This is a genomic window from Plantactinospora sp. DSM 117369 (assembly GCF_053764795.1).
The window spans coordinates 9611374-9636612 of sequence record NZ_CM132446.1; the positions used below are offsets into that span (position 1 = coordinate 9611374).

Sequence of the window (25239 nt, forward strand, 5' to 3'; positions counted from 1 at the left end):
GCCACCCCCGGTGCCGTGCACCTCCTCGGCGACGAACCGGTCGAGCACCCGTCCCCCACACCGTCACCGCGTCGCGGCGGTCAGCCGGCGACCAGCGCCTCCTCCTCAGCCCGGGGCCGCTCGTCCTGCTCGAACTGGGTCCGGTAGAGCTCCTCGTAGCGGCCACCGGCGGCGAGCAGTTCGTCGTGGGTGCCGCGCTCCACGATCCGGCCCTCCTCCACCACCAGGATCTGGTTGGCGGCCCGTACGGTGGAGAGCCGGTGCGCGATCACCAATGCCGTACGGTCGGCCAGCGCCTCGCCGAGCGCCGCCTGCACCGCCGCCTCGGAGGTGGAGTCGAGGTGTGCGGTCGCCTCGTCCAGGATCACCACCCGGGGCCGGGCCAGCAGCAGCCGGGCGATGGTCAGCCGCTGCCGCTCGCCGCCGGAGAGCCGGTAGCCGCGCTCGCCGACCACGGTGTCGAGCCCGTCGGGCAGTCCCTCGATCAGGTCCGCGAGCCGGGCCCGGCGCAGCACGTCCCACAGCTCCTCCTCGGTCGCCCCGGGCCGGGCCAGCAGCAGGTTGGCCCGGATGGTGTCGTGGAACAGGTGCCCGTCCTGGGTGACCAGGCCGAGGGTGTCCCGGATCGAGTCGGCGGAGAGGTCCCGGACGTCCTGTCCCGCCAGGCGTACGGCACCGGAGTCGGCGTCGTAGAGCCGGGGTACGAGCTGGGCGATGGTGGACTTGCCGGCCCCCGAGGAGCCGACCAGGGCGACGAGTTCGCCCGGCTCCACCCGGAACGACACGTCGTGCAGCACGTCGACCCCGCCCCGGGTGTCCAGGGTCGCCACCTCCTCCAGCGAGGCCAGCGAGACCTTGTCGGCCGACGGATAGCCGAAGGTCACCCCGTCCAGCTCGACCGAGACCGGCCCGTCCGGCACTCGGCCCGCGTCGGGCTTCTCGGTGATCAGCGGCTTGAGGTCGAGGATCTCGAAGACCCGCTCGAAGCTGACCAGCGCACTCATCACCTCGACCCGGGCGCTGGCCAGCGCGGTCAGCGGGGCGTAGAGCCGGGTCAGCAGCAGGGCGAGCGCGACCACCGCACCCGGCTCCAGTTGGCCGCGCAGCGCGTAGAAGCCACCGAGGCCGTACACCAGGGCGAGCGCCAGCGCCGAGACCAGGGTGAGTGCGGTGATGAAGACCGACTGGACCATCGCGGTGCGTACCCCGATGTCGCGGACCCGGCGGGCCCGGTCGGCGAACTCGGCCGACTCCTCCGCCGGCCGGCCGAAGAGCTTGATCAGGGTCGCCCCGGGCGCGGAGAACCGCTCGGTCATCTGGGTGCTCATCGTCGCGTTGTGGTTGGCGGCCTCGCGCTCCAGCCGGGCCAGCCGGGTGCCCATCCGGCGGGCCGGCAGCACGAAGACCGGCAGCAGCACGAGTGCGAGCAGGGTGATCCGCCAGGAGATCCCGATCATCACGACCAGGGTGAGCAGCAACGTGACGAGATTGCCGACCACCCCGGAGAGGGTGTCGGAGAACGCCCGCTGCGCGCCGATCACGTCATTGTTGAGCCGGCTGACCAGGGCGCCGGTGCGGGTCCGGGTGAAGAAGGCGACCGGCATCTTCTGCACGTGGTCGAAGACCGCCGTACGCAGGTCGAGGATCAGCCCTTCGCCGATGCTCGCCGAGAGGTAGCGGGTCAGCAGCGCCAGGCCGGCCTCGGCCAGCGCGACGACTCCGATCAGCACGGCCAGCCCGACCACCAGGTCGGTGCTCCCGCCGCCGACGATCCCGTCGACCACCCGGCCGGCCAGCACCGGCGTGGCCACCGCGAGCACCGCCATCACCACGCTGAGCAGCAGATAATGGGTCAGTCGCCGGCGGTGTGGCCGGGCGAAGCCGGCGATGCGGCGGAGCGTGGCCATGGAGAACGGGCGCCTGTCCTGCTGGGCGTGCATCGCGTGGTACAACGAGTTCCACGCCGTGACTTCCATATCCATCGCTGGCACCCTCCGTGAACACCGAGTCGCCCGGACCCTACCGGCGCCCACCGACATTAGGACCTCAAGCAATATCGAGGTCAACGTCCGGCGGAATCGTCGGGCCGGTACCCGTTACTGGCACCCGCAGGCCAGGCGACCGTGGCCGGATACCACCGCCACCCGGCGGCGCCGCCGGCCTGAAGGCCCGGCGGCGCGGACGGCAGGGCCCGGCGGCGGAGACGGCGACGGGCCGCCCGCGCATCGCGGGCGGCCCGTCGGTGGTTGTCGGGTCAGGTCAGGCGGCGGCCAGCGCCGGGCCGTCGGCGGTGTCGAGCAGCCCCGGGTCGTCCGCCGGCCGCAGGGCCAGCGCCAGTACGTCCGCCACGTCGGCCAGGGTGTGCACGGTCAGTGCCTCCCGGACCTCGGTGGGCAGGTCGTCCAGGTCCGGCTCGTTCCGGGCCGGGATGATCACCTCGGTCAGCCCCGCCCGGTGCGCGGCGAGCAGCTTCTGCTTCACCCCGCCGATCGGCAGTACCCGGCCGGAGAGGGTGACCTCGCCGGTCATGCCGAACTCCGGGCGTACCGGCCGGCCGCTGGCCAGCGAGGCCAGCGCGGTGACCATGGTGATGCCGGCGCTCGGCCCGTCCTTGGGCACCGCACCCGCCGGTACGTGCAGGTGGATCCGCCGCCCGGCCAGCGCGTTCGGGTCCAGCCCCAACGCCCGGCCGTTCGACCGGAGGTAGGAGAGCGCGATGTGCGCCGACTCCTTCATCACGTCGCCGAGCTGCCCGGTCAGGGTCAGCCCCGGCTCGCCCTCCATGCTGGTCGCCTCGATGAACAGCACATCGCCGCCGGCACCGGTCACCGCCAGCCCGGTCGCCACTCCGGGCACCGCCGTCCGCTCCGCCGACTCCGGCGTGAACTTCGGCCGCCCCAGGTAGCTGGCCAGGTTGTCGGTGTCGACGCGTACCGGACCCTCGGTCGAGGCCAGCGCGACCGCGACCTTGCGCAGGATCTTCGCCAGCGCGCGTTCGAGCTGGCGTACCCCCGCCTCGCGGGTGTGCTCGGCGGCGATCCGGCCCAGCGCCTCGTCCGAGACGCTCACCTCGTCGGCGGTCAGTCCGGCCCGCTCGATCTGCCGGGGCAGCAGGTGGTCCCGGGCGATCGCGACCTTCTCCTCCTCGGTGTAGCCGTCGAGCGTCACCAGCTCCATCCGGTCCAGCAGCGGGCCGGGGATCGCCTCCACCACGTTGGCGGTGGCCAGGAAGAGCACGTCCGACAGGTCGAGGTCGACCTCCAGGTAGTGGTCCCGGAAGGTGTGGTTCTGCGCCGGGTCCAGCACCTCCAGCAGGGCGGCGGCCGGATCACCGGCGTACCCCGCCGAGATCTTGTCGACCTCGTCGAGCAGCACGACCGGGTTCATCGAGCCCGCCTCGCGCAGCGCCCGGACGATCCGGCCGGGCAGCGCGCCGACGTACGTCCGGCGGTGGCCACGGATCTCGGCCTCGTCCCGTATGCCGCCCAGGGATACCCGGACGAACTTCCGACCCAGCGCCCGGGCGACCGACTCGCCGAGGCTGGTCTTGCCGACTCCGGGCGGGCCGCCGAGGGCGAGCACCGCGCCCGAGCCACGGCCGCCGACCACCTGGAGGTTGCGGGCCGCGCGCCGGTTGCGCACCGCCAGGTACTCCAGGATCCGGTCCTTCACGTCGGCCAGGCCGGCGTGGTCGGCGTCCAGCACCTGCCGGGCCTGCACCAGGTCGGTGTTGTCCTCGGTACGCGTGTTCCACGGCATCTCCAGCACCGTGTCCAGCCAGGTACGGATCCAGCCCGCCTCCGGGGAGGCATCGCTGGCCCGCTCCAGCTTGCCGACCTCGCGCAGTGCCGCCTCGCGTACCTTGTCGGGCAGGTCGGCGGACTCGACCCGGGACCGGTAGTCGGCCGAGCCGTCCGGCTCGTCCTCGCCCAGTTCCTTGCGGATCGCGGCGAGCTGCTGGCGGAGCAGGAACTCCCGCTGGGACTTCTCCAGCCCCTCGCGGACGTCCGTGTTGATCCGCTCGGTGACCTCCTGCTCGGCCAGGTACGCCTTCACCCAGCCGACCAGCAGTTCCAGCCGGGCGGTCACGTCCGGTGCGGCCAGCAGTTCGATCTTCTGTTCCAGGGTGAGCCAGGGCGCGTAGCCGGCCGAGTCGGCCAGTTCGGTCAGGTCGGTCATCCGCTCGACCGCGTCGATGACCTGCCAGGCGCCGCGCTGTTGCAGCAGTGACGTCACCAGTGCCCGGTACTCCCGGGCGAGTTCCTTGGCCCGGCCGGCCGGTGCCGGCTCGGTGACCTCCACGGTCTCGACCCAGAGGGCCGCGCCGGGGCCGGGCACACCGGAGCCGATCCGGGCCCGGGACAGCCCGCGCACCACGGCGGCGGGTTCGCCGCTGGGCAGCCGGCCGACCTTCTCGATCGTGGCGATGACGCCGATGGAGCCGTACTCCCCGTCGACCCGGGGCACGGCCAGAAGCTTCTTGTCGCCCGTGGCCCGGGCGGCGTCCACCGCTGCCTGGGTGGTCGCGTCCAGGGTCACCGGGATGACCATGCCGGGCAGCAGGACAGCGTCGGTCAGAGGAAGAACCGGAAGAGTTGCCATCACACACCTGCCATCGTTAGTTGAGCTTGTACGACTCAAGTAACAAACGGTGCCCCATGTTCCGGCTTGTGATCCAGACCACTACGACGATCCGGAGTACTCGACCGGACCGGACGGTCAGCCCAGCGGGGCCCGGCCGGCGCAGGGCGGGATGAACCAGCCGCGCCGGGCGGCCCGGAGCAGCGCGGTGTGCCGGTCCGGGGCGTCGAGCCCGGCCACGACCCGCGCGACGGTCTCGGTGACGGTGCCGACCGGCAGGTCCAGGCCGACGGCGATGCGCCGGTCGGACCACCCCTCCAGCAGCAGACCGACCACCACCAGTTCCCGGCGGGTCAGCACCGACCGGCCGCCGGACAGCGGGGACAGCACCAGCACCCCGGCCACGGACGGCGGAGCGGTCGGACAGCCCAGCACGGCGACCTGGAGCAGCCCCGACCGGTCGTCGCGCTCCTCCCCCGCGACGCAGACCGGCCAGAGGAACGAGGCGGAGCCGCCACAGTGGGTGGCCTGGTGCAGGGCTACGCCGGGCAGCGCCGAATCCGGGGCGAGCAGCCGGTGCCCGGGCAGGCCGGGCAGTGGGTGCACCGCGCCGGTGCGGGTCAGCACCGCCCCCGCCTGGGCGTCCCGGACGACCTGGGCCAGCACCGCCAGGGTCCGTACCGGGTCGACGGCGGCGGCGACCTGGGGAGCCAACGCCGCGACCAGGTCCCGCTCGGCATCGGTCGGATGGTCGGGGTCGTCGGTGCACATGACGAGCATCCCGATGTGCCGGCGCTCCGGGGTGAACAGCCCGACCGCGACCCCCTCCCGGAATCCCGCCGGAAAGTAGTAGTCGCCCCAGACCGGCAACTCGGCCAGCGGCACCGGCGAGTCCCGGCCCCGCTGCGGCACGGGTGAGCTGGCCAGCCCGACCAGTTCGACCTGCTCCAGCAGCGCCACGGAGCCGAAGTAGTTCCGGATCCGGGTGTCGTAACCGAAGCTCGCCAGTTCGGTGTACCGGCGGTGCCGGTCGTCGAGCAGGGCGAGCCAGGCGGCCTGGGCCGGCACCACCCGGCTGATCCGGGCGAGCAACTCGGCCGCCTGACCGTCGTGCCCCGGAGCCCCGGCGATCTCGGCCAGGTCGCGGATGATGTTCGACGGGGGCGGTGGCGGAGCGGTCATCAGGGAACCTTCGTCGGCGGACGGGCCGGTACCCCGGCGCGGGACGGGGTCAGCGTCGGGTCCGGGCGAGGGGCTGGGGGACGTACAGGCCCAGGCGCAGCGCGCGGACGGCGGCCAGGGTACGGGTCGGAGCAGCCATCTTGTCCAGGATGTGTTCTATGTGCGCGGCGACGGTCCGTTGGGTGATCACCAACTGGTTCGCCATCCGCTGGTTGGACCAGCCGTCGACGAGCAGGCCGAGGATCTCCAACTCCCGCCGGGTCAGGCCGCGCAGGTCCCCGGCGGGAGAGGTCAGTACCACCGCCAGCAGGTGGGCCGGGGCCGACGTCGGGCAGGGCAACACGGTCACCTGGAGGTGGCCGCCGGGATCGTCCGCCGCCGGGTACGGGCACAGGAAGGAGTTGTGCACGTGCCCCTCGCGCAGCCCCGCCGCCGCCACCTCCAACACCGCCGACCCGACCCGGAGCAGCGGGTGGTCCGGCAGCCCGGGCAGCGGCAGTACGTTGCCGGCCCGGGTCAGCACCACGCCGCACTCCGCGTCGGCGACGATCCTGGAGAGCGTGACGATCGACCGCATCGGGTCGACGGCCTCGGCCATCATCGGGGTGAGCAGCCCGAGGAAGTCCCGGACCTCGTCGCTCGGCTGCCCCGGGTCGTCGGTGTGCAGGGTGATCAACCCGAGGTGGCGCCCGTCCCGGCTGAACAGGGTGAGGCCGACCCCCTCCCGATAGCCCGCCGGCTCCAGGTACTCCGCCCAGGACTGCAACTCGCCCGGCGGCACGGGCGCATCGCGTACGCACATCGGCGGGCGGTCCCGGTCCATGCCGAGCAACTCCATCTCCCGGTAGTGGTCCGACCCGCGCATGAAGGCGAGAGCCGCCTCCGTGTAGCCGGACTCGCCCATCCCCTCGAACTCCCGACGCTCCGGATTGAGCACGTGCACCATGGAGCCGCCGCTCGGCACCAGCCGGTGCAGCACCTTCAGCAGTTCCGGCACCCGGTCCCGCACATCTCCCGGTAGCGCCGCGATCCGCTCCATATCGGCCACGACCTCGGCGGCACCGGGTGGCAGGTCAACCATCCCCCATACCGGTACCCCGAGCCGTCGCCCGCATGATGATCCACTCCTCGCCGTATCGGCAGTCCTGTCAATCCACCGTCCGCACCGACGCGGTTACCTAAGAGAACGGCGAGCGCCGCCCCCGGAAACGGCACCGGACACGAATGGTGCTCAACCCAGTGGCGCCGTCCCCGGCAGGTGTGGGATGAACCAGCCCCGGCGGGCCGCCCGGAGCAGGGCGACGTGCCGGTCCGGGGCCTGGAGGACCGCGAGGCTCCGCTCCACCGCCTCGGCGACCGCCGCGAGCGGGAGGTCGAGGCCGACCGCGATGCGCTCGTCCGTCCAGCCCGCCAGGAGCAGCCCCAGGACCACCAGCTCGCGACGGTCCACCGGGCACCGCCCACCCGGCAGCGGAGCGAGCATCACCACCCCGACCAGCGGCGCCGGCGCGGTCGTGCAGCCCAGCACCGTGACCCGGAACAATCCGTCCCGCGCGTCCCTGGCGCCACCAACTCGGCACGACGGCCGCCGGGGCGACCGGGCGGGCCAGAGGAACGAGATCGAGCCGCCGCCACCGGGCGCGTGCTCGCCGACCACTCTGAGCAGCGTCGAACCCACCGCCAGCAGCGGATGCCCGGGCAGGCCGCAGAGCGGCAGCGTGTCGCCCGCGTGGGTCAGCACCACCCCGGCGACGGCCTGGTGGACGACCCTCGCCAGTACCGACAGCGACCGCAACGGGTCGAGGGTGGTGGCGATCCGTGGTGCCAGTACCCCGACCAGGTCCCGCTGCACGTCGGTGGGATGGTCCGCGTCCTGGGTGCTCAGCACGAGCATGCCGACGTGCCGGCGGTCCCGGGTGAAGAGGCCGACCGCCAGCCCCTCCCGGAATCCGGCCGGAAGGTAGTAGTCGCTCCAGACCGGATACTCGGTCGCCGGCACCGGAAGGTCCCGGCCGCGCTGCGGGACGGGCGACTCGGTCAGCCCCGCCTGCTCGGCCTGCCGCACCACCTCCCGGGTGCCGAAGTAGTTCCGGATCCGGTCGTCGTACCCGGTGCTGGCGACCTCGGAGAACAACTGGTCCCGCTCGTCGAAGAGGGAGAGCCAGGCGGCGTCGTACGGGACCACCCGGCGCAGCAGCGAGAGCCACTGCCCCGGACGGTCGGCGCCGACCGGACTCGCGGCGACCGCCGCCGCCGCGTGGAGGAGGTGGGTGAGCGACTGGGAACGCGTCATCTTCTGCTCCGAGTCAGTGACCGCGGCAGGTACAGGCCCTGCCGGAACGCGCGTACGGCTGCCAGGGTCCGGGACGGGGCCGCCAGTTTGGCCAGGATGTGTTCGACGTGTGCGGCGACCGTGCGCGGGGCGATCACCAGGGTGTTGGCAATCCGCCGGTTGGAGCAGCCGTCGATGAGCAGGCCGAGGATCTCCAGTTCCCGCCGGGTCAGCCCGCGCAGCTCACCGGGGGGCGAGAGCAGCACCACGGCACGCAGGTACGCCGGTACGTGCTGCGGGCACGCCAAAACGGTGATCCGGGCGAACCCGCGATCCCCCACCTCCGGGTCGCCGTGGCAGAGGAACGCGGCGTGCGGCTCCTCCTCGGCCAGGCTCTCGGCCGCGGCGGCGAGCACCGCCGAGCCGGGCCGGAGTTGCGGGTGGTCCGGTAGTCCCGGCAGCGGAAGCACGTCACCGCCACGGGTCAGCACCACCCCCGCGACCGCGGCGGTGACGACCGTCGACAGCGCGGCGACGGACCGCATCGGATCGACCGCCTCGGCGATCAACGGTGCCAGCAGGCCGAGGAAGTCGCGGGCCTCGTCGGTCGGATGTTCGGTGGCCTCCGTGTGCAGACCCAGTGCACCCACCTGCCGGCCGTCCTGGCTGAACAACGCGACGCCGATGCCGTCCTGGAAGCCGGCCGGCGCGAAGTGCTCGGTCCAAGAGCAGATTTCGGGCGCCGTCACCAGGGCGTCCCGAACCAGGACCGGGCCGCGGTCAGGGCCGAGTCCGAGCTGTTCCACGTCCTGGTAGTGCTCGGGACTGTGCAGGTGCTCCATGATCGCTTCGTCGTAGCCGACGGCGCACACCGTTTCGAGCCCGTAGCGCTCCGGATCCAGCACCTGGAGCGCTCCCGCCTCGTACGGGACCAGCCGACGCAGCACCGTGAAGAGTTCAGCCACCTGTTCGTCGACGCCGGCTGACGACGACGCCACCCGCTCGACCTGAGCGGCGATCTCCGCGGCGTACGGTGGCAGTTGCCCCACCGGTCAGCATCCCGACCCTTGGCACATGCGGTCGGACGCTCCTCCTCATATCGGCAGTCCTGTCAATCGACAGCACCGGCACAGGTGCGATTACCTTGGTAAACGCCGGTCGGCACCACAGGACACGCGGTAGCCGGATCCGGGGAACCGGCCCGGAGACGGACGGCGGCCCCGGCGGCGCAGTGGTCGTGGAGGGCGCGCACGCTCCGGCGCGCCCTCCACCCGTACCGGGCCGACGGCCAGCGCCGGCTACCCGGGGTGCCGCTATCCGGCCTGGCAGGGCTGGCCGTTCAGCGCGATACCGCTGGGTGGGAAGGTCCCGGCGGCGAGGTACCCGATGGTCACCGCGACGCCCGGCGCGATCACCGCGTTCCAGTTGAGGTTCCGGGCGGTGACGACGCCGCCGGTGTGGCCGACCAGGGCCGCGTTCCAGATCGCGGCGATGCGCTGCGAATCCGGCAGCCCCCAGGACAGCGTCCACCCGTCGACCGTGGTCGGGGCTATGTTCCGGACCGAGATCCAGGTCTCCGGGCCCCGGCGGTAGTAGGAGACCGCGCAGGTCGGCGCCGGCCCCGTGGTCACGGTCACCACGTTGGACAGCGCCGAGGGATTGCCCGCCTCGTCCACCGCCCGCACCGCCAACCGGTAGGTGGTGCGGGGCGCCAGCCCCGAGACGGTGGTGCTGGTGCTGGGATAGGCGGGTGGCAGCAGGTAGACCCGTCCGACCACGGTGTTGCCGGTCAGGGTGAGCGACAGCACCTCGTACTGGGCGAGCAGCACGTTGTCGGTGGACGGACCCCAGCTCAGGCCGACGGTGGTCTCCCCGACCGCTCCCACGGAAAGCGACGTGGGTGCGGTCGGCGGCTGGCCGTCCCCGGGCGGCATGGTGAAGCGCAGCATCGGCGGCGCCGTCGAACGGTTGCCCGCCGCGTCCAGGGCCCAGACCCCGAAGGTGTACGTCCGGGACGGCAGCATTCCGGTGACCACGATGCTGTTGGTGGCGGTCCGGTGCAGCATCGCGATGTCGGTGAAGATCTGCGAGACGTGGTACTCGACCACCCCGACGTTGTCGGCGGAAGCGGCCCAGCCGAGCTGGACGGAGGTGGCGGTGGTGCCGACGACGGTGATCGGGCCGGGGGCGCTCGGCGGCTCGGTGTCCTCCGCCGCGTACGCGGTGCCGGCGGTGCCGGCCAGGGTGACGACGAGGAAGGGCAGGATCAGGGTACGGGTCCAGCGGCGGGCCGGTCGGGACGGACGACTGCGCACGGGAATCCTCGCTCTCGACTACCGACGCCGGGGCGCCGGACGTCGGGGTATTCATCGTGAACGATGGATAGGCGCCCAGGATCCCCCACCCGGCCAATACTCAAGGGGTCTGCCGCAGCGGTGGTGGTCAGTCGGTGCTGAGGTCGCGGCGGGTGGCTATCGCGGCGGCGGCCAGGGCCAGCGCGGTCCAGGCGGCGGCGATCAGCAGGCTCGTCCGGTCACCGCCGCCGGCGCCCAGGAACGCGGAGAACGGCAGCGGCGCGGAGAGCCGGCCGAGTAGTCCCTCGACGAAGACGAACCAGCCGGCGTACCCGAGGAACAGCCAGGTGGGGCGGCGTACCACCGCTGCGTTGGCGGCGCCGAAGACCGCCATCACCGGCACCAGGGTAAGGGTGTTCCGGTACTGCGTCAGGTCGCCCTTGGCCAGCACGGTCACCCCGCTGACGGCGGCGAACCCGACCGCCACGATCACGCTGGCCACCACCTGGCCGAGCAGGGTGAGCAGTCGAGCCGGTCGGGCCAGATAGAGCAGCACGGCCGTACGGTGCTGGAAGTGCTGGGTCACGCCCAACACAGCGAGGCCGAACGCGCCCATCCCGGCCAGCAACGCCCAGGCATCCACGTTCACCGCGCCGAAGAGCGCACCCAGCACACTGAACACGGCGATCGAGACCCAGCTCGACCGGATCGTGGCCATCCGGTACAGCTCGCTGCGGACCAGTGCGATCATCAGGCCGCCGCCAGGTTGAGAAAGATCTGTTCGAGGTTCGGGGCGTCCTCGGTCAGCTCGTAGATCGGCACCCGCGCCTCGAAGGCGATCTCACCCGCGTCCTCCGGGGAGAGGCCCACCACCTCCAGCACGTACCCGTCCGCACTGACCCGGCCGCCGGCCCGCTCGAACGCCTGCCACAGCCGCCGGGGGTCACGGCCCCGGATCCGCAGCCGGCGGGTGGCGCCGCCGTACAGCTCGGCGAGGGGGGCGGCGCACCTGACCCGCCCCCTGGCGATGATCACCACGTCGTCGATGAGCTGGGCCAGCTCGGCGAGCAGGTGGCTGGAGATCAGGACGGTGCCACCTGCCCGGGCGTGGTCGCGCAGCAGCTCGCGCAGCCAGGCGATCCCCTCCGGATCGAGCCCGTTCGCCGGCTCGTCGAGCACCAGCACCGGCGGGCTGCCCAGCAGCGCGGTGGCCACCGCGAGCCGCTGCCGCATGCCGAGCGAGTAGTCGCCGGTGCGCTGGTCGGCGGCGTGCGCCAATCCCACGTACTCGATCAGGTGGTCGACCCGGGACCGGCCGGCGCCGGCCAGGACGGCCTGGGTGACCAGGTGGGCCCGGCCGGTCTGGCCGGGATGGCTGACGCCCTGTTCAAGGACGGCGCCGACCTGCCGCAGCGGGTACGCCAGATCGCGGAACCGCCGCTTGTTGACCAGCGCCCGGCCGGACGTCGGCCGGCTGAGCCCGAGCAGCATCCGCAGGGTGGTGGTCTTGCCCGAGCCGTTCAGCCCGAGGAATCCGGTCACCCGGCCCGGTACGGCGGAGAAGGTCACTCCGTCCACGGCCCGGACCCGCCGGTACTGCTTCGTCAGTTCGATGGCCTCGATCATCCCGGCCATTCTTACCCGGCCCGCCGCGCCACCGGGGACAGCGGATCCCCCTCCCCGGTGGTCGCGATCCCGCAGCGCGGCTACATCCGCTGGAGTTCGCCGGTCTCGTCGAGTTCACGCAGCCCGGCGGCGCCACCGAACTCGCGGTCGACCATCTGCTGGAAGGCCGGCGGAACCGGCCGGCCGGTCGCCGCGTACAAGCGCTTGATCGCCGCGCCGGGGCGGCGGATGTCGTCCAGCATCCCCGGGTTGATCCGGTCGAACTCCGCCTCGATAAGGCGGGTGGCGGTCTCGCCGACCGTCTCGCCCCGGGCGTTGGCCAGCATCACCAGGAGTTCGTGCAGCTCACCGTCGATAACCAGGGCCCGCTCCCCGTCGTCCATGGCCTCACGCTAAGCCGGGTCGCCCCGCGACGGGCGCGGATCGACCGAGGTGGCGACTGCCGGGGACAGCGGGCTCAGGGTGGCGGCTGGGCATCGGGTGGCACGGCTGTGTTGCATGATGCTCCGGTGACCGGAGAGCAGGCGCCGACCGCCGTACGGCAGGCGCCGACCGCCGAGCGCCGACCCACCGACCGGCCGCCGGGTGGGGTGGTGCTGGAGGCGGTGCTGGAACGGATCACCTACGCCAACGAGGAGACCGGTTACACCATCGCCCGGTTCGCCACCGAACGGACCGGGTCCGACCTGCTCACCGTGGTCGGCTCGCTGCTCGGGGTGCAGCCCGGCGAGAGCGTACGGCTGGTCGGGCGCTGGAGTTCGCACCCGAAGTACGGGCGGCAGTTCGAGGTGCAGTCGTACACGACGGTGCTGCCGGCGACGGTGCAGGGCATCGAGCGGTACCTCGGCTCTGGGCTGATCAAGGGGATCGGGCCGAAGATGGCCGAACGGATCGTCGCGCACTTCGGCGTCGACACCCTGCGGGTGATCGAGGAGGAGGTCGGGCGGCTGGTCGAGGTCCCCGGGCTCGGTCCGAAGCGGACGAAGCTGATCGCTGCCGCCTGGATCGAGCAGCAGTCCATCAAGGAGGTGATGGTCTTCCTCCAGGGCGTCGGGGTCTCCACCTCACTGGCCGTACGCATCTACAAGAAGTACGGCGACGGGTCGATCTCGATCGTCCGCAACGAGCCGTACCGGTTGGCCGCCGACGTCTGGGGGATCGGCTTCAAGACCGCCGACACCATCGCCCAGGCCGTCGGCATCCCGCACGACAGTCCGCAGCGGGTCCGGGCCGGCATCCAGTACACCCTCTCCGAGGCCGCCGACGCCGGGCACTGCTACCTGCCCGAACCGAATCTGGTGGCGGACGCCGCCGAGATCCTCGGGGTCCCCGTCGAGCTGGTCCGGGACTGCCTGGCCGACCTCGCGGCCGACGAGGGCGTGGTCCGGGAGGCGGTGCCGAACCCGAGCAGCGAGGGCGGCACGATCCCGGCGGTATATCTGGTGCCGTTCCACCGGGCCGAGTCCGCGCTCGCGGCCAGCCTGCTCCGGCTGCTGCGGCACCACAGCGACCGGATGCCGGCGTTCGCGAGCGTGGACTGGGCGAAGGCGCTGGCCTGGCTGCGTACCCGGACCGGTGCCGACCTGGCCCCGGAGCAGGAGGCCGCGGTCCGGCTCGCGCTGACCTCGAAGGTCGCGGTGCTGACCGGCGGACCCGGCTGTGGCAAGTCGTTCACCGTCTCGTCGGTGATCAAACTCGCTGCCGCCAAGGGCGCGAAGATAGTGCTGGCCGCGCCGACCGGCCGGGCCGCGAAACGGATGACGGAATTGACCGGATATCCGGCCGCGACCGTACACCGGCTGCTGCAACTGCGGCCCGGCGGCGACCCGACGCACGACCGGGACAACCCGATCGACGCCGACCTGGTGGTGGTGGACGAGGCGTCGATGCTCGACCTGATCCTGGCGAACAAGCTCGTCAAGGCGGTCGCGCCCGGCGCGCACCTGCTGCTGGTCGGCGACGTCGACCAGTTGCCCTCGGTCGGTGCCGGCGAGGTGCTCCGGGACGTGCTGGGCGCCGAGTCGATCCCCCGGGTCCGGTTGACGAAGATCTTCCGGCAGGCGCAGAAGTCCGGAGTGGTGGTCAACGCGCACCGGATCAATGCCGGCCAGTCGCCGCTGCTCGGCGAATATCCCGACTTCTTCCTTTTTCCGGTGGACGAGCCGGAGGCCACCGCCGAACTGGTGGTGGACATCGTCGCCCGCCGGGTGCCGCGCAGGTTCGGCCTGCGTCCCCGGGACATCCAGGTGCTCACCCCGATGCACCGGGGGCCGGCCGGCGCCGGCAGCCTGAACACCGCACTGCAACAGGCGATCTCGCCGTACCGGGAGGGGCAGCCGGAGCGCCGGCACGGTGCGCGGATCTTCCGGGTCGGCGACAAGGTCATCCAGATCAGGAACAACTACGACAAGGGCGCCGCCGGGGTCTTCAACGGCACCGTCGGGGTGGTCACCGAACTGTCGGTGGAGGACCGGAAGCTCACCGTCCGCACCGACGAGGCCGAGGAGATCGGGTACGACTTCGACGAGCTCGACGAGCTGCAACACGCGTACGCCATCACGGTGCACCGGTCGCAGGGCAGCGAGTATCCGGCGGTGGTGATACCGGTGACGATGAGTTCCTACACGATGCTGCAACGGAACCTGCTCTACACGGCGGTGACCCGGGCCCGGAAGCTGGTGGTACTGGCCGGGTCGCGCAAGGCGCTGGCCATCGCGGTCCGCACCGCCGGCACCGGTCGCCGGCACACCGCACTCACTCACCGCCTGAGCGGCCCGAGCTCGCTCCAACCCGCCCTGTGACGTGAATCACCCGCCCAGTCTCAGCGGATAGACCTGCAAAAATCCGGATAAGACCCGCTGATACACCATTCGACAGCGTCTCCGCCGCATCGATGTCTCGTTAGGACTCTTGCCGTCCGGCGTACGCCCGCCGCAGCGGCCCGAGTGTCCCCCTGTCACCGGACGGAATACATGTCGAACACAACGGTCAGAGTCGAGGTCTTCCCGACGGACGACGCCGGTCTCCGCCAGATCGGGCCGAGTCGCCGACTCACGACGCTGCTACAGGAACGCGCCGACGAGATCGGCACCGCCGTCCGGGACATCTCCCGGATGCTGCGCGAGTCGGTGGACACCGAACCCGACGACACCGGATTCCGGGTGTCGAACGTGACCTCGACCTTCGGTCTCAGCCTCGCCACCAGCGGCGGTGTCGTGGTCACGCGCGCGTCGGCGGAGGTCTCGTTCGAGGTCACCCTCACCATCGAACGTGCCTGAGCCGTCGTGGAGTCGCGGAACTCGTACCTGGTCAGGATCCGTCCGCGCGACAAGCCCGACGCACCACCCGGATACACCGTCGGGTTCCTGGTCAGCAGCCACTGGGTGATCACCGCCGGGCACTGCCTCTCCAGGCTGGCCGAGGACGAGCCGGTCCGGATGACCCTGGCCGGCAGCGGAACGGTCGACGGGCGGGTGGTGCGGATCGCGCAGCGGGACGACCTCGGTCTGATCTGCGTCACCGGCACGCCGCCCCGGGCGGTGGTCCGGCCGGTCCTGGCCAGGGCCGCGGACAACGACGGATGGGTGGCACCGGCCCGACCCGAGGCCAGCCCGCACCGGTTGACGGGCTCGGTGCTCAACGCCGACCTCCGGCACCGGTGCGCCGGTGGCGGTGAGATCGCCGCCCTCGAACTCAAGGTCGAACAGGAACTCGGCGACTACCACGGCTACAGCGGCGGTCCGGTCGAACGGGTACCGCGCCCGTCCGACGAGCCCGGCCCGCCGGTCGTACTCGGCATGCTCGTCGAGCAGGCACCGAAGTGGAACCGTTCCGGAGACGCCACCAACGTGCTGATCGCGGTGCAGGCCGAGTACGCCCTCGCCGAACTCGACGTCCTCGCCGACGCCCGGCGGCTGGCCCAGGAGAACACCCGGGCACTGCAACGGGCGTCCGACGCCGAACCGGTCGCGCTGACCCAGGAGCTCAGGGAAATCAACGTGATGGGCGACCAGCTCGACCGCATGATCAGCCGGGGCCTGCTGGGGCGCCGGAAGGCCCGCCGTTTTCTGCACAAGGTCCTGGATCGGACCCTCCGGTACTGGATCGCCAGGAGCAACCGTGACCGAATCCGCACCTGACGAACTCGTACTCGACGAGGTGTTGCCCCGGGCCATCGCGGAGGCCGAGGCGGCGTTGCGGCGGCCGAACCGGGGACGGGCCGGGCTCGACCTGCTCCGGCCGGCGGTAACCTCGCTGGCCGCCTTCGACGCGAAGCGGAACCCGGGTGCCGTGCACCGGCTCGCGATGCTGCTCACCCGGCTCGGCCTGCACGCCGAGGCCGGACGGCTGCTCGACTGGGCGGCCTGGCGGACCACCCGGGGCAGCGACGCCTGGCTGGCCACCGAGAACGTCCGGGCGATCCTGGCGGCGGCCCGGGGCGAGCGGGACCGGGCGGCGCTCCTGCTCGACCTGGCCCTGCGCACCACCGACCGGCTCTCGGTGACCAGCGCGAAACTGCACGCCAACCTGGCCGTCCTCTGCCTGGAGACCGGCGAGTCCGGCCGGGCCGCCCGGCACGCGACCGCCGCGCTGACCGCCGCGATCAGCACCGAGCGTCCGGCGGAGTGGCCGGCCGACCTGCTGGCCAGCGCGGAAGCCAGTGCCATGCAGGCGATCGAGCGGTCCGCCACCGATCCGCCGCGTACCGCCGAGGAGTTGCGGGACCTCGCCGAGACCCAGTTCGCGCTGGCGATGCGGCGCCGACGGCTCGACCTGGTGGAGTCGGCGATCGAGGTGATGGAGCTGGCCGGCCAGCACCTGACCGCCCGGCTGCCCGCCACCCATCCGGAGGCCGTACGGCTGCGCGAGAAACTGGCCACCGCCGAGGACCGGTACGCCGACCTGCGCGCGGCGAGCCCCGCCACCCCGCTCCCGGTCGCCGCCCGGCCGGTCGCCGTCACCCCGGGCCGGCCGCCCGCGCCCCCGCCCGACCCGGCCCGGGAGGGCGTGCCGGAGGCGTACCACCTGGTCGTCGACCGGTATCTGGACAGCGTCTTCCGGTTCGTCTACTACCGGGTCGGCGACCGGCGGCTCGCCGACGAGTTGACCTCGACCGCCGTACGCCGGGTGCTGCACCGGATCGACACCTTCACCGGTCCCGACCGCGAGCTGGGCGCCTGGCTGATCGGCACCGCCCGCCAGGTGTTGGCCGACCACCCACCGGACGACCGGCCGCTGCCGCCGGTCGACGACCCGGACCACCCGGCCCGGGACAGCGGCGCGGAGCTGGTGAACGGTCCCCTGCTGACCGCGGTCCGGCGACTCGACGCCGAGCAGCGGGACTGCCTCGTCCTCCGGTTCCTCCAGGCCCTCTCGGTGGCGGAGACCGCGCGGGCGATGGGGCAGACCGAGAGCCGGGTCCGGGCCGTACAGCACCGGGCCGTCCGCGCGCTCACCCGACTGCTGCCGCCCGGCCCGCCACCGCCCTGGCCGGACGTTACTCGGCGGCGGGTGCACCGGGCCCGGTACCTGCTGCGCAAGCTGCTCCGCCCCAGCCCGCCCGATCTCTTCCGGGGCGACGGCGAGGACAGCGGGTCGGCCGCCGGCCGGGGCGTCGTGCACGGTGCCGACCGGCTCATCGTGCTCGGGCTCCAGCTCCGGGCCATCCCGACCACGCGGTCCAGCGGCGCTGTTGCGCCGTGCCCACAGCACCCGATCGCCTGCCCGCCACCGCTGAACCCTCTTCAACCCGAACAGAGCGGCGCGTACGCCCCGACTCCGACCTGGGGCCACGGCGGGCCGTTGGGGAAGGTTGACCAGGGTTCACTGCTCACGCCGGACTCGGACGCCCGGCTGCGGAGCATGCTGCTGGCGATCGTCGGCGGAGCGGCGGTCACGATGGCCGGAGCCGACGGCGCCGCACCGGGCACGCCCGGCGGTGCGGTACGGAGCGGATCCCGGATCGTCGTGACGGGGCGGGCCGGGCAGAACGCCAAGGGCCGCCGCGGCCGGGGGTGGAGACGGGGCCGGGCCCGGGGCCGGGACGCCGTCGTGGCCAGCCTCGGCGTCGTCACGATCGCCGTCTCCGCACTTGCGGCCGGAGACGGGAGCACCCGCCCGGCCGGAGACGGGAGCACCCGCCCGGCCCGTCCGGTGTACGCGCTGGACCGCTCCGGCGCACCGGTCCAACCGGAGCCGGCCGCCTCGGCGCCGAACCAGGGCCGGCTGCTCCTCGGGATCGCGCGGTCCCGGTTGGACGAGGCGAGCGCCCACCGCGACAGCGGGGAGGACCTCGGCGCCCTGCTGGACGGCGTGGACGACGACATCCGGCAGGGCAGTTGGCTGCTCACCACCTCGGCCGTCCGGCGGCGGGACCCGGCGGCACTGGACTCGGTGGACGCCTTTCTCGACGGGCAGCACCGGCAGGTGGCCGAGCTGCTGGTCCGGGCCACCCCCACCGAACGGGACCGGGTCGCCGAGTCGGTCCGGCTGCTGGACGCCGTACGCTGCCGGGTGGACCGGTTGCGTACGACGTTGAGCTGCGACGACGGGGCACCTGAGGGCGTGGACACCCTCGGTCCGCTGCCCGCCGACTGCGCCACGCGATAACGGCCGAAGGAGTGGTCCCGGACTCGACGGCGCAAAACATATCGACAGGCGTTTCCGTATCTGGCGCCGGGTGCGTACGGTGGCGCCATGAGGCAGCCCGGTGACCGTGCTCCCGCACCCGGACCGCTAGCACTGGTGCAGGATCTGTTGAACACTGTCGATATCGAGGCGGGCTGCGACCGGCTGCGTACGATCGCCGAACTCACCGCCTTCGCCGCCGCGCACGGCACGACCGGACTCAGCTTCACCGACTCCGACGTGACCGAGACGAGGCGGTTCCGGGAGGCGTTGCGGGACGCCTGCCGGGGGCACGCCGGCAGCGAGGTGCCGGCCGCGTCCGCCGCCGCGCTGCGCTACACCCTCGCCACGTCCCCGCTGCTGCTCACCATCGACCGCACCGGCGCGGCGCGGGCGATCCCGATGGCCGGGCTCGGCGGGTCGGCGGCGCTCATCGCCGGCGTGGCGGCCGCGATCCTGAACGCCGCCACCGCCGGCACCTGGCCCCGGCTGAAAGCCTGCGCGGCGCACCGCTGCCAGTGGGTGTACTACGACCACAGCCCGGCCGGACGGGGCCGCTGGTGCACGATGAGCATCTGCGGCAGCCGGGCCAAGATGCGCGCCTACCGGGCCGGCCGGTCGGCCGCCCGCTCCGGCGCCGCTGGCTGACCCGTCCTCGGTGCCCTGGCGGCGGCCTCGTGCCCTGGCGGCGGCCTCGTGCGCTGGTGCTCTCCGTGCGCCTCTGGTCTCCGAGCGCTGGTGGCCTCTGAGCACTGGTGGCCGCCGAGCGCTGGTGGTCAGCTCAGGGCCAGGGTGCCCAGGGTGCCGAGGACCAGGAACGGGCCGAACGGGAGGTGGCCGCCCCAGCCGATCCGGCGGGTGACGAGCAGGACCAGCCCGCACAGCGCCGAGGCGCCGAAGGTGAGCAGCGCGCCGAGCACCACCGCCGGCCAGCCCAGCCAGCCGAGTACCGCGACGGCGCTCAGCGCCAGCTTGGCGTCGCCCAGCCCGAAGCCCCGGCGGCCGAGCAGCAGGGTGGTGCCGGCGAGGAACAGGGCCGCCCCGAGCCCGGCCAGTACGGCCCGCCACCAGGCCGACGGGTCGCCGGCGACCAGGGCCGCCACGCCGAGCAGGCCCAGGGTGCCGGCCGCGGCGGCGTAACTGAGCCGGTCCGGCAGCCGGTGTACGGCGACGTCGACGAAGAGCAGCGGCACGGCGCACGCCACCCACCAGCCGAACGCGATCGACTCGATCGGTGACCGGGCCGCCACGACCACCGCCGCCACCGCGAGGAGCAGGGCGAGCTCGACGACCAGCGGTGGGGCGCCGACCCTGCCGCCACAGCCGGCGCACCGGGCCGCCGGGGTGAGCGGGCGCAGTGGACCGGCCAGGCCGATCGGGGTACCACAGTGGTCGCAGCCGGACCGGCGCGGCTGGCCGTACGGCACCGACTCGGCAGCGACGAGCCAGCGCAGCGCCGGGGCGACGCACAGCAGTGCGAGACTCCGGGCCGGCCAGCGGGAGCCGGGCCGGTTCTGAGTACGCAGAGTAACTTCATGATCGCATTTTTCGGATCTTCCCTGGTCCGGCGGGCGCGTGTCCGCCGAGTGGGCGACGGCCGGATCGCGCTGTCGCGGCAGCCCGGCAATCCCGGCCCGGCCACCCGGAAGCCCCGGTACGGAAGCTGTCAGATCATCGTCATCCATGGCATTTCGCTCCACCGGGCCGGCACAATCGGAACGGAAGGGGCGGCGGATCCATCCCGACCGCCACCCATTGATCAAATGTGAACCATCGACCGACATCTTATGATCGAGATGCCGGTCGCCAACAGAGATCGTAACCGTACGTATTCTCTCAAATAGCCCCTGTTGTATCGTCGGCGGTCAGCCTATGCTCGCCATCTGGACGGCGCACAACCGTCGACCAACAGGCAACAAAAAGATCGATTGGCAATACCACACCCAGAATCTAGATCGACTCACCCGAATGTGGATGCAGCGGCGCCGGGCCCGGCCGAGGGCCTTCGGGGCGGAGCGGCCGTGCCCACGTCACGGCCGACGGATCGACTCGGCGGGAGCAACCCGGTCAACTCCGCTCAGGTGGGCGGTCAGCGGCGCAGCAGGAGGAGGAGGCACCGTTGCGAACGCGGCAACCGGCGTACCTCTGGAGCGCCCTGCTCGCCGTGACGCTGCTCGTCGGCGGCACCGGCTGCGGCAACCGGCCGGGCAGCGCCGCGCCGCGCGGCACCGGCTCCGAGCCGGCCGCCAGTGCCGACGCCCGGGCCGCCGAGGCGGAGAAATCCGCGCTCGCCGCCTACGCCGGCTATCTGGCCGCCGTCCGCAAAGCGGAGCAGACCGGCGATCCGCTTGATCCGCAACTGCGGAAATATCTCGCCGATCCACTACTGACCCGGGTCAGGCTCACCATTCGCGACGCGAAGGAGCACGGCGCGATGCGTACCGGAAAGCTCGTCTCCAATCCGACGGTCACCGCGGTCGACCTCGACTCCGACCCGGCCACCGTCTCGATCCAGGACTGCATCGACGCCACCGGCTACCGGCTGGTCTACAAGAAGGACAAGAAGGTGGTCCCCGGTTCGGCCAGCGGCCGGCACCTCGCCACCGCGACCGCCACCCGCTATCCCGACGGCCGCTGGCTGATCAACGTCGGCGCGTCGCATGAGGACCAGCCGTGCTGACCCGGCGGGCGCTCGCGACCGGTGCCGTGGCCGGGCTGGCGCTGGCCGCCGCGCTGGTGGTGCCCGGTGGTCCCGCCGGAGCCGACCCGGTCGCGGAGTGCCCGCCCGGGCAGGGCAACTGCGACGTCTGGGAGCACCTGCCCGGCGAGCCGGGCGACGACGACGGCGGTTCGGGCTCCGGTGACGGCGGCGGCTCCGGCGGCGGAGACCGGGTCTGCGAGAAGGACGACGGCACGGTGGTGCCCTGCTACGACAACGTGCTCGGCTGGTTCAACAGCGCCGACGACTGCTACTACAAGCGGGCCGAGCCGCAGCCGACGGACGTCGAGCCGGGGAAGACCGCGTACCTGCAGACCTGTAGCGCGGCGGGGAGTTCCCAGATAGTTCAACTGACCGACCCGCCGGCCGGGTTCGCACCGCCGGACCCCGAGCAGATGGCGCTGGACCTGTTCGCCAACCTGACGCTGGACCTGCCGGAGATCCGGACCGCGCCGAGCGGCGCACCCGGGCTGGTCGGCGTGCCGGTGTGGCTCTACGACGCGTCCAGTTGGGAGCCCGAGCGGAGGACGGACGTCGAGGGCGGCGTGACGGTCTGGATCGAGGCGATTCCGACGAAGATCGTCTGGCGGATGGGCAACGGCGAGACGCTGGAGTGCACCTCGGCGGGCATCCCGTTCAAGGCCGGCGTCCACGACCCGCGCCAGCCACCCCGCGAGGCGTGCGCGTACCCCGGCTATCCGCGGGCGAGCAGCACCAAGCAGGGCGGGCGGTACGAGATCACCGCGGTCAAGCACTGGACGGTGCCGTGGGGCAGCAGCACCGGCGAGGGTGACCAGGACGCCCTCTCCACCAGCCGCGACGCCACGACCTCGATCCAGATCGACGAACTTCAGGTGGTGACGAGGTGACCGTGGCGACCAGTCCGACCACAGGGGCGCCGATCGACGCGCCGATCACCCCGCCCCGGATCGTCCGGCAGCGCCGGATGCGACCCGGGCTGCTCGGCCTCGCCGTACTGCTGATCGCGCTCGGCGGGCTCGGATCCGCGTTCGCGATCACCTCCGTACGCGCCACCGGCAGCTATCTCGCGGTCGCCCGGGCCGTACCGGTCGGCACCGCGCTCACCGCCGACGACCTGGTAGCGGTGCAGGTGGCCGGCGGCCAGGGCCTCGAACCGGTGGCCGCCGACCGGATCGACGAGGTACTCGGCAAGCGGGCCACCGTGACACTCACCCCGGGCACCCTGCTGACCATGGCGCAGCTCACCGACAAGCCGCTGCTCGGCCCCGGGCAGCAGCAGATCTCGGTCGGGCTGCGCCCCAGCGAGGTACCCGCGAAGCGGCTCCGTCCCGGCGACAAGGTGCTGCTGTTCAGCACGGCCGGCGACGACGCCCGGGGCGCCGCCGCGCCGGCCACCCGGTTCCAGGCCACCGTCATCGACATGGCCGCCCCGGCCAGCAACTCGGTGGTCCTCTACCTCGCGCTCGCGGCCAAGGACGTCCCGGCGGTGGTGGCGCTGGCCACCAGCGACCGGATCGCGGTCGTGCTGAACGCGGCAGCCTGACCGTGGCCATCGTCGCCCTCGTCTCGGCCAAGGGATCCCCCGGGGTCACCACCACCGCGCTCGCCTGCACGCTCACCTGGCACCACCGGGTGGTACTGGCCGAGTGCGACCCGTCCGGCGGATCGGTGCTGGCCGGCTATCTCGGCGGGGCGCTGGCCGGGCCCCGGGGCATCGGCGAGCTGGCCGTCGGTGAGTTGCGGGACGGCAACCTGGAGGAGGCGTTCTGGTCGCAGCTCGTCGACCTCGACGCGCCCAAGCGGGAACGGCTGCTGCTGCCCGGCGTGGTCGACCCGGCGCAGGCCGGCAGCGTCGTACCGCTCTGGCAGCGGTTCGCCGACTTCTTCACCGGGCTGGCCAAGGGCCGTCCGGCGTACGACGTGCTGGTCGACTGTGGACGGCTCCAGGTGGTCGGTCCACCGTGGCCGCTGCTCCGGGCCGCCGATCTCGTGCTGGTCGTCACCACCGCCCGGCTGCCGCACCTGTCCAGCGCCCAGGCCACCATCCGGGCGATCGAGCGGGACTTCGCCGAACACCGGGTACCGGCCGACACGCTGCGACTGCTGCTGATCGGCGGCGAGCACGGCCGCAGCGAGGTGGGCAAGGCACTCCGGCTGCCGGTCATCGCGCAGTTGCCGGACGACCCGCGTACCGCCGAGGTGCTCAGCCACGGCGGGACCGTACGCGCCAACCGGCCGCTGATGCGGGCGGCCAGCGCGCTGGAGGTGCCGGTCCGGGCGGTCCTGGACCGGCGGCGGGCCCGGCTCGGCTGGCCGGCCGCGATCGAGGGGGTGCCGGGTGCGGTTTGAGCCGGTCTACTCCGACCCGCGTCCCCAGGACCCGGACGCCGCCTCCACCACTCCGATCTGGCAGGTTGTCCCGCACAACGGGCACCGGCCGGTACCGCTGCCGAGCGGTGGCGAGGTGCCGCCGTACGCGGTGGTGCCACAGCCGGTGACGCCGCCCGTCCCGCCCCGGCCCCGGGTCGACTTCGCGGTGGTCCGGGAACTCCGGCGCGAACTGAGCGAACGGCTGACCCTGTGGCAGCGCGGCCGGGAGTTCAGCACCGCGGAAGAGGACGTCGAGCGGGCCCGGCTCGCCGTGGCGGTGGTCGCCGAGTACGCCGACTCCACCCGCCGGGCCGGTACCCCGATGTCGGCGACCGAGGAGCGGATGCTGCTCGACCAGGTCAACGCGGAACTGGTCGGGCTGGGCCGGTTGCAGACCCTGCTGGTCGACAACTCGATCGAAGAGGTGCACATCCTCGGCTGCGACTCGGTGCGGATCACCCGGCGCGGCGGTGGCGTCGACTGGGCCGAGCCGATCGCCGACAGCGACGAGGAGATGGTGGAGATCCTCCAGGCGGCGGCGCGCCGGGCCGGGGCCACCGAGCGGTCGCTCTCCACCTCGAAGCCGACCCTGGACCTGCAACTGCCGGACGGCAGCCGGTTGGCGGCGGTCTTCCTGGTCAGCCACCGCCCGTACGCGGTGATCCGCAAGCACAACACCATCGAGGTCACCCTCGACGAGATCACCGGTGCCCGGGCCGACCTGGACGAGATGCTCGACGTGCTGATCCGGGACTTCCTCCGGGCGGCGATGCGGGCCGGGCTGAACATCATGGTCGCCGGGCTGGCCGGGGCGGGCAAGACCACGGTGGTCCGGGCGCTGATGGACGAGATCCCGGCCGACGAGCCGTACGTGCTGCTGGAGGAGAGCCGGGAGCTGCTGCCCGCCCGGCGCGGACGCAAGCACCGGGCGGTGATGAGCTTCGAGTCCCGGGAGGGGCACGGCGACCGGGGGCCGGACGGCCGACCGGCCGGTGAGGTGACCATCGCCGACCTGATCCCGGTGGCGCTGCGGATGGGGGTACTCCGGATCATCGTCGGGGAGGTCCGGTCCCGGGAGATCGTGCCGATGCTCCAGGCGATGACCACCAGCCGGGGTTCGATGTGCACCATCCACGCTCGTAGCCCGGCCGGGGTCAGCGAGCGGATCATCGAGCTGGCGCTGTCACACGGCCGGGAGATGACCGTCGAGCAGGCCCGCCGGATGGCCGGGAACGCGCTCGACCTGATCGTCTACGTCACCATCGAGGACGAGACCGCGATCGGTGGCCGCAAGCACCGGTTCGTCTCGCACGTCGAGGAGGTCATCGGGGTCGGCGAGGGCAACCGGATCACCACGACCACCGTCTTCGGGCCGGGGCCGGACGGCCGGGCGGTCCCCCGCCACCTGCCGGAACGGGTCCGCGACCAGTTGCTCCGGGTCGGGTACGACGCGCGACTGCTGACCCGCTACATCGAGGCGGGTACCGGCGCGTGGCGGCGGCCTCGGCACAGTCGGCTCGGGCGGCCGGCATGACGACGTGGCAGCCGGTGACGTCGGGTACGGCCGCACGGGGCAGGGCCGGGCC

At 72.6% G+C, this 25239-nt stretch carries 21 protein-coding genes; 10 read left to right on the top strand and 11 right to left on the bottom strand.

Annotated elements, in window-relative coordinates:
* Positions 1-80: 80 nt before the first annotated feature.
* The 10 genes from ACSMXO_RS41315 to ACSMXO_RS41360 form a co-directional block, all read right to left on the bottom strand.
* The gene (locus ACSMXO_RS41315; protein ID WP_346262632.1) at positions 81-1982 is read right to left on the bottom strand and encodes an ABC transporter ATP-binding protein; all 1902 of its coding nucleotides are present in this window, start codon (positions 1980-1982) and stop codon (positions 81-83) included.
* 277 nt (positions 1983-2259) lie between these two features.
* Entirely contained in the window at positions 2260-4602 is a 2343-nt protein-coding gene (gene lon / locus ACSMXO_RS41320) for an endopeptidase La (protein WP_455416089.1), read from the bottom strand.
* A 117-nt stretch (positions 4603-4719) separates the two neighbouring features.
* Positions 4720-5763 (bottom strand): hypothetical protein, encoded by a 1044-nt coding sequence (locus ACSMXO_RS41325; protein ID WP_455416090.1) that lies wholly within the window; start codon positions 5761-5763, stop codon positions 4720-4722.
* A 49-nt stretch (positions 5764-5812) separates the two neighbouring features.
* Entirely contained in the window at positions 5813-6844 is a 1032-nt protein-coding gene (locus tag ACSMXO_RS41330) for a LuxR C-terminal-related transcriptional regulator (protein ID WP_455416091.1), read from the bottom strand.
* A 150-nt stretch (positions 6845-6994) separates the two neighbouring features.
* Positions 6995-8056, bottom strand: a complete 1062-nt coding sequence (locus ACSMXO_RS41335; RefSeq protein WP_455416092.1) for a hypothetical protein — start codon at positions 8054-8056, stop codon at positions 6995-6997.
* Entirely contained in the window at positions 8053-9084 is a 1032-nt protein-coding gene (locus tag ACSMXO_RS41340) for a LuxR C-terminal-related transcriptional regulator (protein WP_455416093.1), read from the bottom strand. The genes ACSMXO_RS41335 and ACSMXO_RS41340 overlap by 4 nt, the downstream gene beginning before the upstream one ends.
* A gap of 264 nt (positions 9085-9348) precedes the next feature.
* Positions 9349-10350: a fibronectin type III domain-containing protein gene (locus tag ACSMXO_RS41345; protein ID WP_455416094.1), complete on the bottom strand. Its 1002-nt coding sequence runs from the start codon at positions 10348-10350 to the stop codon at positions 9349-9351.
* 127 nt (positions 10351-10477) lie between these two features.
* Complete coding sequence (locus ACSMXO_RS41350) at positions 10478-11080, bottom strand: hypothetical protein (RefSeq protein ID WP_455416095.1); 603 nt, start codon at positions 11078-11080, stop codon at positions 10478-10480.
* The gene (locus ACSMXO_RS41355) at positions 11080-11955 is read right to left on the bottom strand and encodes an ATP-binding cassette domain-containing protein (protein WP_455416096.1); all 876 of its coding nucleotides are present in this window, start codon (positions 11953-11955) and stop codon (positions 11080-11082) included. The genes ACSMXO_RS41350 and ACSMXO_RS41355 overlap by 1 nt, the downstream gene beginning before the upstream one ends.
* A gap of 80 nt (positions 11956-12035) precedes the next feature.
* On the bottom strand, positions 12036-12338 hold the full coding sequence (locus ACSMXO_RS41360; RefSeq protein WP_346262623.1) for a hypothetical protein: 303 nt from the start codon (positions 12336-12338) through the stop codon (positions 12036-12038).
* A gap of 207 nt (positions 12339-12545) precedes the next feature.
* Here ACSMXO_RS41360 and recD2 point away from each other — a divergent pair, with 207 nt between their 5' ends.
* From recD2 to ACSMXO_RS41385, 5 genes are all read left to right on the top strand, one after another.
* A complete protein-coding gene (recD2, locus tag ACSMXO_RS41365; protein ID WP_455419428.1) occupies positions 12546-14756 on the top strand; it encodes an SF1B family DNA helicase RecD2 in 2211 nt (736 codons plus the stop codon).
* A 171-nt stretch (positions 14757-14927) separates the two neighbouring features.
* Positions 14928-15233 carry a CU044_2847 family protein gene (locus tag ACSMXO_RS41370; RefSeq protein ID WP_346262622.1) on the top strand — a complete coding sequence of 102 codons (306 nt, stop codon included), beginning with the start codon at positions 14928-14930 and terminating at the stop codon, positions 15231-15233.
* Between the two features lie 6 nt (positions 15234-15239).
* Positions 15240-16094, top strand: a complete 855-nt coding sequence (locus ACSMXO_RS41375; protein ID WP_346262621.1) for a serine protease family protein — start codon at positions 15240-15242, stop codon at positions 16092-16094.
* Entirely contained in the window at positions 16075-18564 is a 2490-nt protein-coding gene (locus ACSMXO_RS41380; RefSeq protein WP_455416097.1) for a sigma-70 family RNA polymerase sigma factor, read from the top strand. The genes ACSMXO_RS41375 and ACSMXO_RS41380 overlap by 20 nt, the downstream gene beginning before the upstream one ends.
* A gap of 87 nt (positions 18565-18651) precedes the next feature.
* On the top strand, positions 18652-19230 hold the full coding sequence (locus tag ACSMXO_RS41385; protein ID WP_455416098.1) for a CGNR zinc finger domain-containing protein: 579 nt from the start codon (positions 18652-18654) through the stop codon (positions 19228-19230).
* A gap of 128 nt (positions 19231-19358) precedes the next feature.
* Here the strand turns inward: ACSMXO_RS41385 and ACSMXO_RS41390 are convergent, their stop codons facing one another.
* Entirely contained in the window at positions 19359-20267 is a 909-nt protein-coding gene (locus tag ACSMXO_RS41390; protein ID WP_455416099.1) for a prepilin peptidase, read from the bottom strand.
* 434 nt (positions 20268-20701) lie between these two features.
* On the opposite strand from ACSMXO_RS41390, the gene ACSMXO_RS41395 reads away from it, so the two are divergent.
* The 5 genes from ACSMXO_RS41395 to ACSMXO_RS41415 are packed head-to-tail and all read left to right on the top strand — an operon-like array spanning position 20702 to position 25187.
* Positions 20702-21262 carry a hypothetical protein gene (locus tag ACSMXO_RS41395; protein WP_346262617.1) on the top strand — a complete coding sequence of 187 codons (561 nt, stop codon included), beginning with the start codon at positions 20702-20704 and terminating at the stop codon, positions 21260-21262.
* Positions 21256-22170 (top strand): hypothetical protein, encoded by a 915-nt coding sequence (locus tag ACSMXO_RS41400; RefSeq protein WP_455416100.1) that lies wholly within the window; start codon positions 21256-21258, stop codon positions 22168-22170. Before ACSMXO_RS41395 ends, ACSMXO_RS41400 begins: the two co-directional genes overlap by 7 nt.
* Entirely contained in the window at positions 22167-22826 is a 660-nt protein-coding gene (locus tag ACSMXO_RS41405; protein ID WP_346262615.1) for an SAF domain-containing protein, read from the top strand. The genes ACSMXO_RS41400 and ACSMXO_RS41405 overlap by 4 nt, the downstream gene beginning before the upstream one ends.
* A gap of 2 nt (positions 22827-22828) precedes the next feature.
* A complete protein-coding gene (locus ACSMXO_RS41410) occupies positions 22829-23632 on the top strand; it encodes a ParA family protein (RefSeq protein WP_346262614.1) in 804 nt (267 codons plus the stop codon).
* Positions 23622-25187 carry a CpaF family protein gene (locus ACSMXO_RS41415; RefSeq protein ID WP_455416101.1) on the top strand — a complete coding sequence of 522 codons (1566 nt, stop codon included), beginning with the start codon at positions 23622-23624 and terminating at the stop codon, positions 25185-25187. Before ACSMXO_RS41410 ends, ACSMXO_RS41415 begins: the two co-directional genes overlap by 11 nt.
* Positions 25188-25239 lie beyond the last annotated feature (52 nt).

Excerpts from the sequence above, each read along its gene's own strand:
- ACSMXO_RS41315 (WP_346262632.1), bottom strand. The coding sequence starts at position 1,982 with ATGGATATGGAAGTCACGGCGTGGAACTCGTTGTACCACGCGATGCAC.
- lon (WP_455416089.1), bottom strand. The coding sequence starts at position 4,602 with ATGGCAACTCTTCCGGTTCTTCCTCTGACCGACGCTGTCCTGCTGCCC.
- ACSMXO_RS41325 (WP_455416090.1), bottom strand. The coding sequence starts at position 5,763 with ATGACCGCTCCGCCACCGCCCCCGTCGAACATCATCCGCGACCTGGCC.
- ACSMXO_RS41330 (WP_455416091.1), bottom strand. The coding sequence starts at position 6,844 with ATGGTTGACCTGCCACCCGGTGCCGCCGAGGTCGTGGCCGATATGGAG.
- ACSMXO_RS41335 (WP_455416092.1), bottom strand. The coding sequence starts at position 8,056 with ATGACGCGTTCCCAGTCGCTCACCCACCTCCTCCACGCGGCGGCGGCG.
- ACSMXO_RS41350 (WP_455416095.1), bottom strand. The coding sequence starts at position 11,080 with ATGATCGCACTGGTCCGCAGCGAGCTGTACCGGATGGCCACGATCCGG.
- ACSMXO_RS41355 (WP_455416096.1), bottom strand. The coding sequence starts at position 11,955 with ATGATCGAGGCCATCGAACTGACGAAGCAGTACCGGCGGGTCCGGGCC.
- ACSMXO_RS41360 (WP_346262623.1), bottom strand. The coding sequence starts at position 12,338 with ATGGACGACGGGGAGCGGGCCCTGGTTATCGACGGTGAGCTGCACGAA.
- ACSMXO_RS41370 (WP_346262622.1), top strand. The coding sequence starts at position 14,928 with ATGTCGAACACAACGGTCAGAGTCGAGGTCTTCCCGACGGACGACGCC.
- ACSMXO_RS41385 (WP_455416098.1), top strand. The coding sequence starts at position 18,652 with ATGAGGCAGCCCGGTGACCGTGCTCCCGCACCCGGACCGCTAGCACTG.
- ACSMXO_RS41390 (WP_455416099.1), bottom strand. The coding sequence starts at position 20,267 with ATGGATGACGATGATCTGACAGCTTCCGTACCGGGGCTTCCGGGTGGC.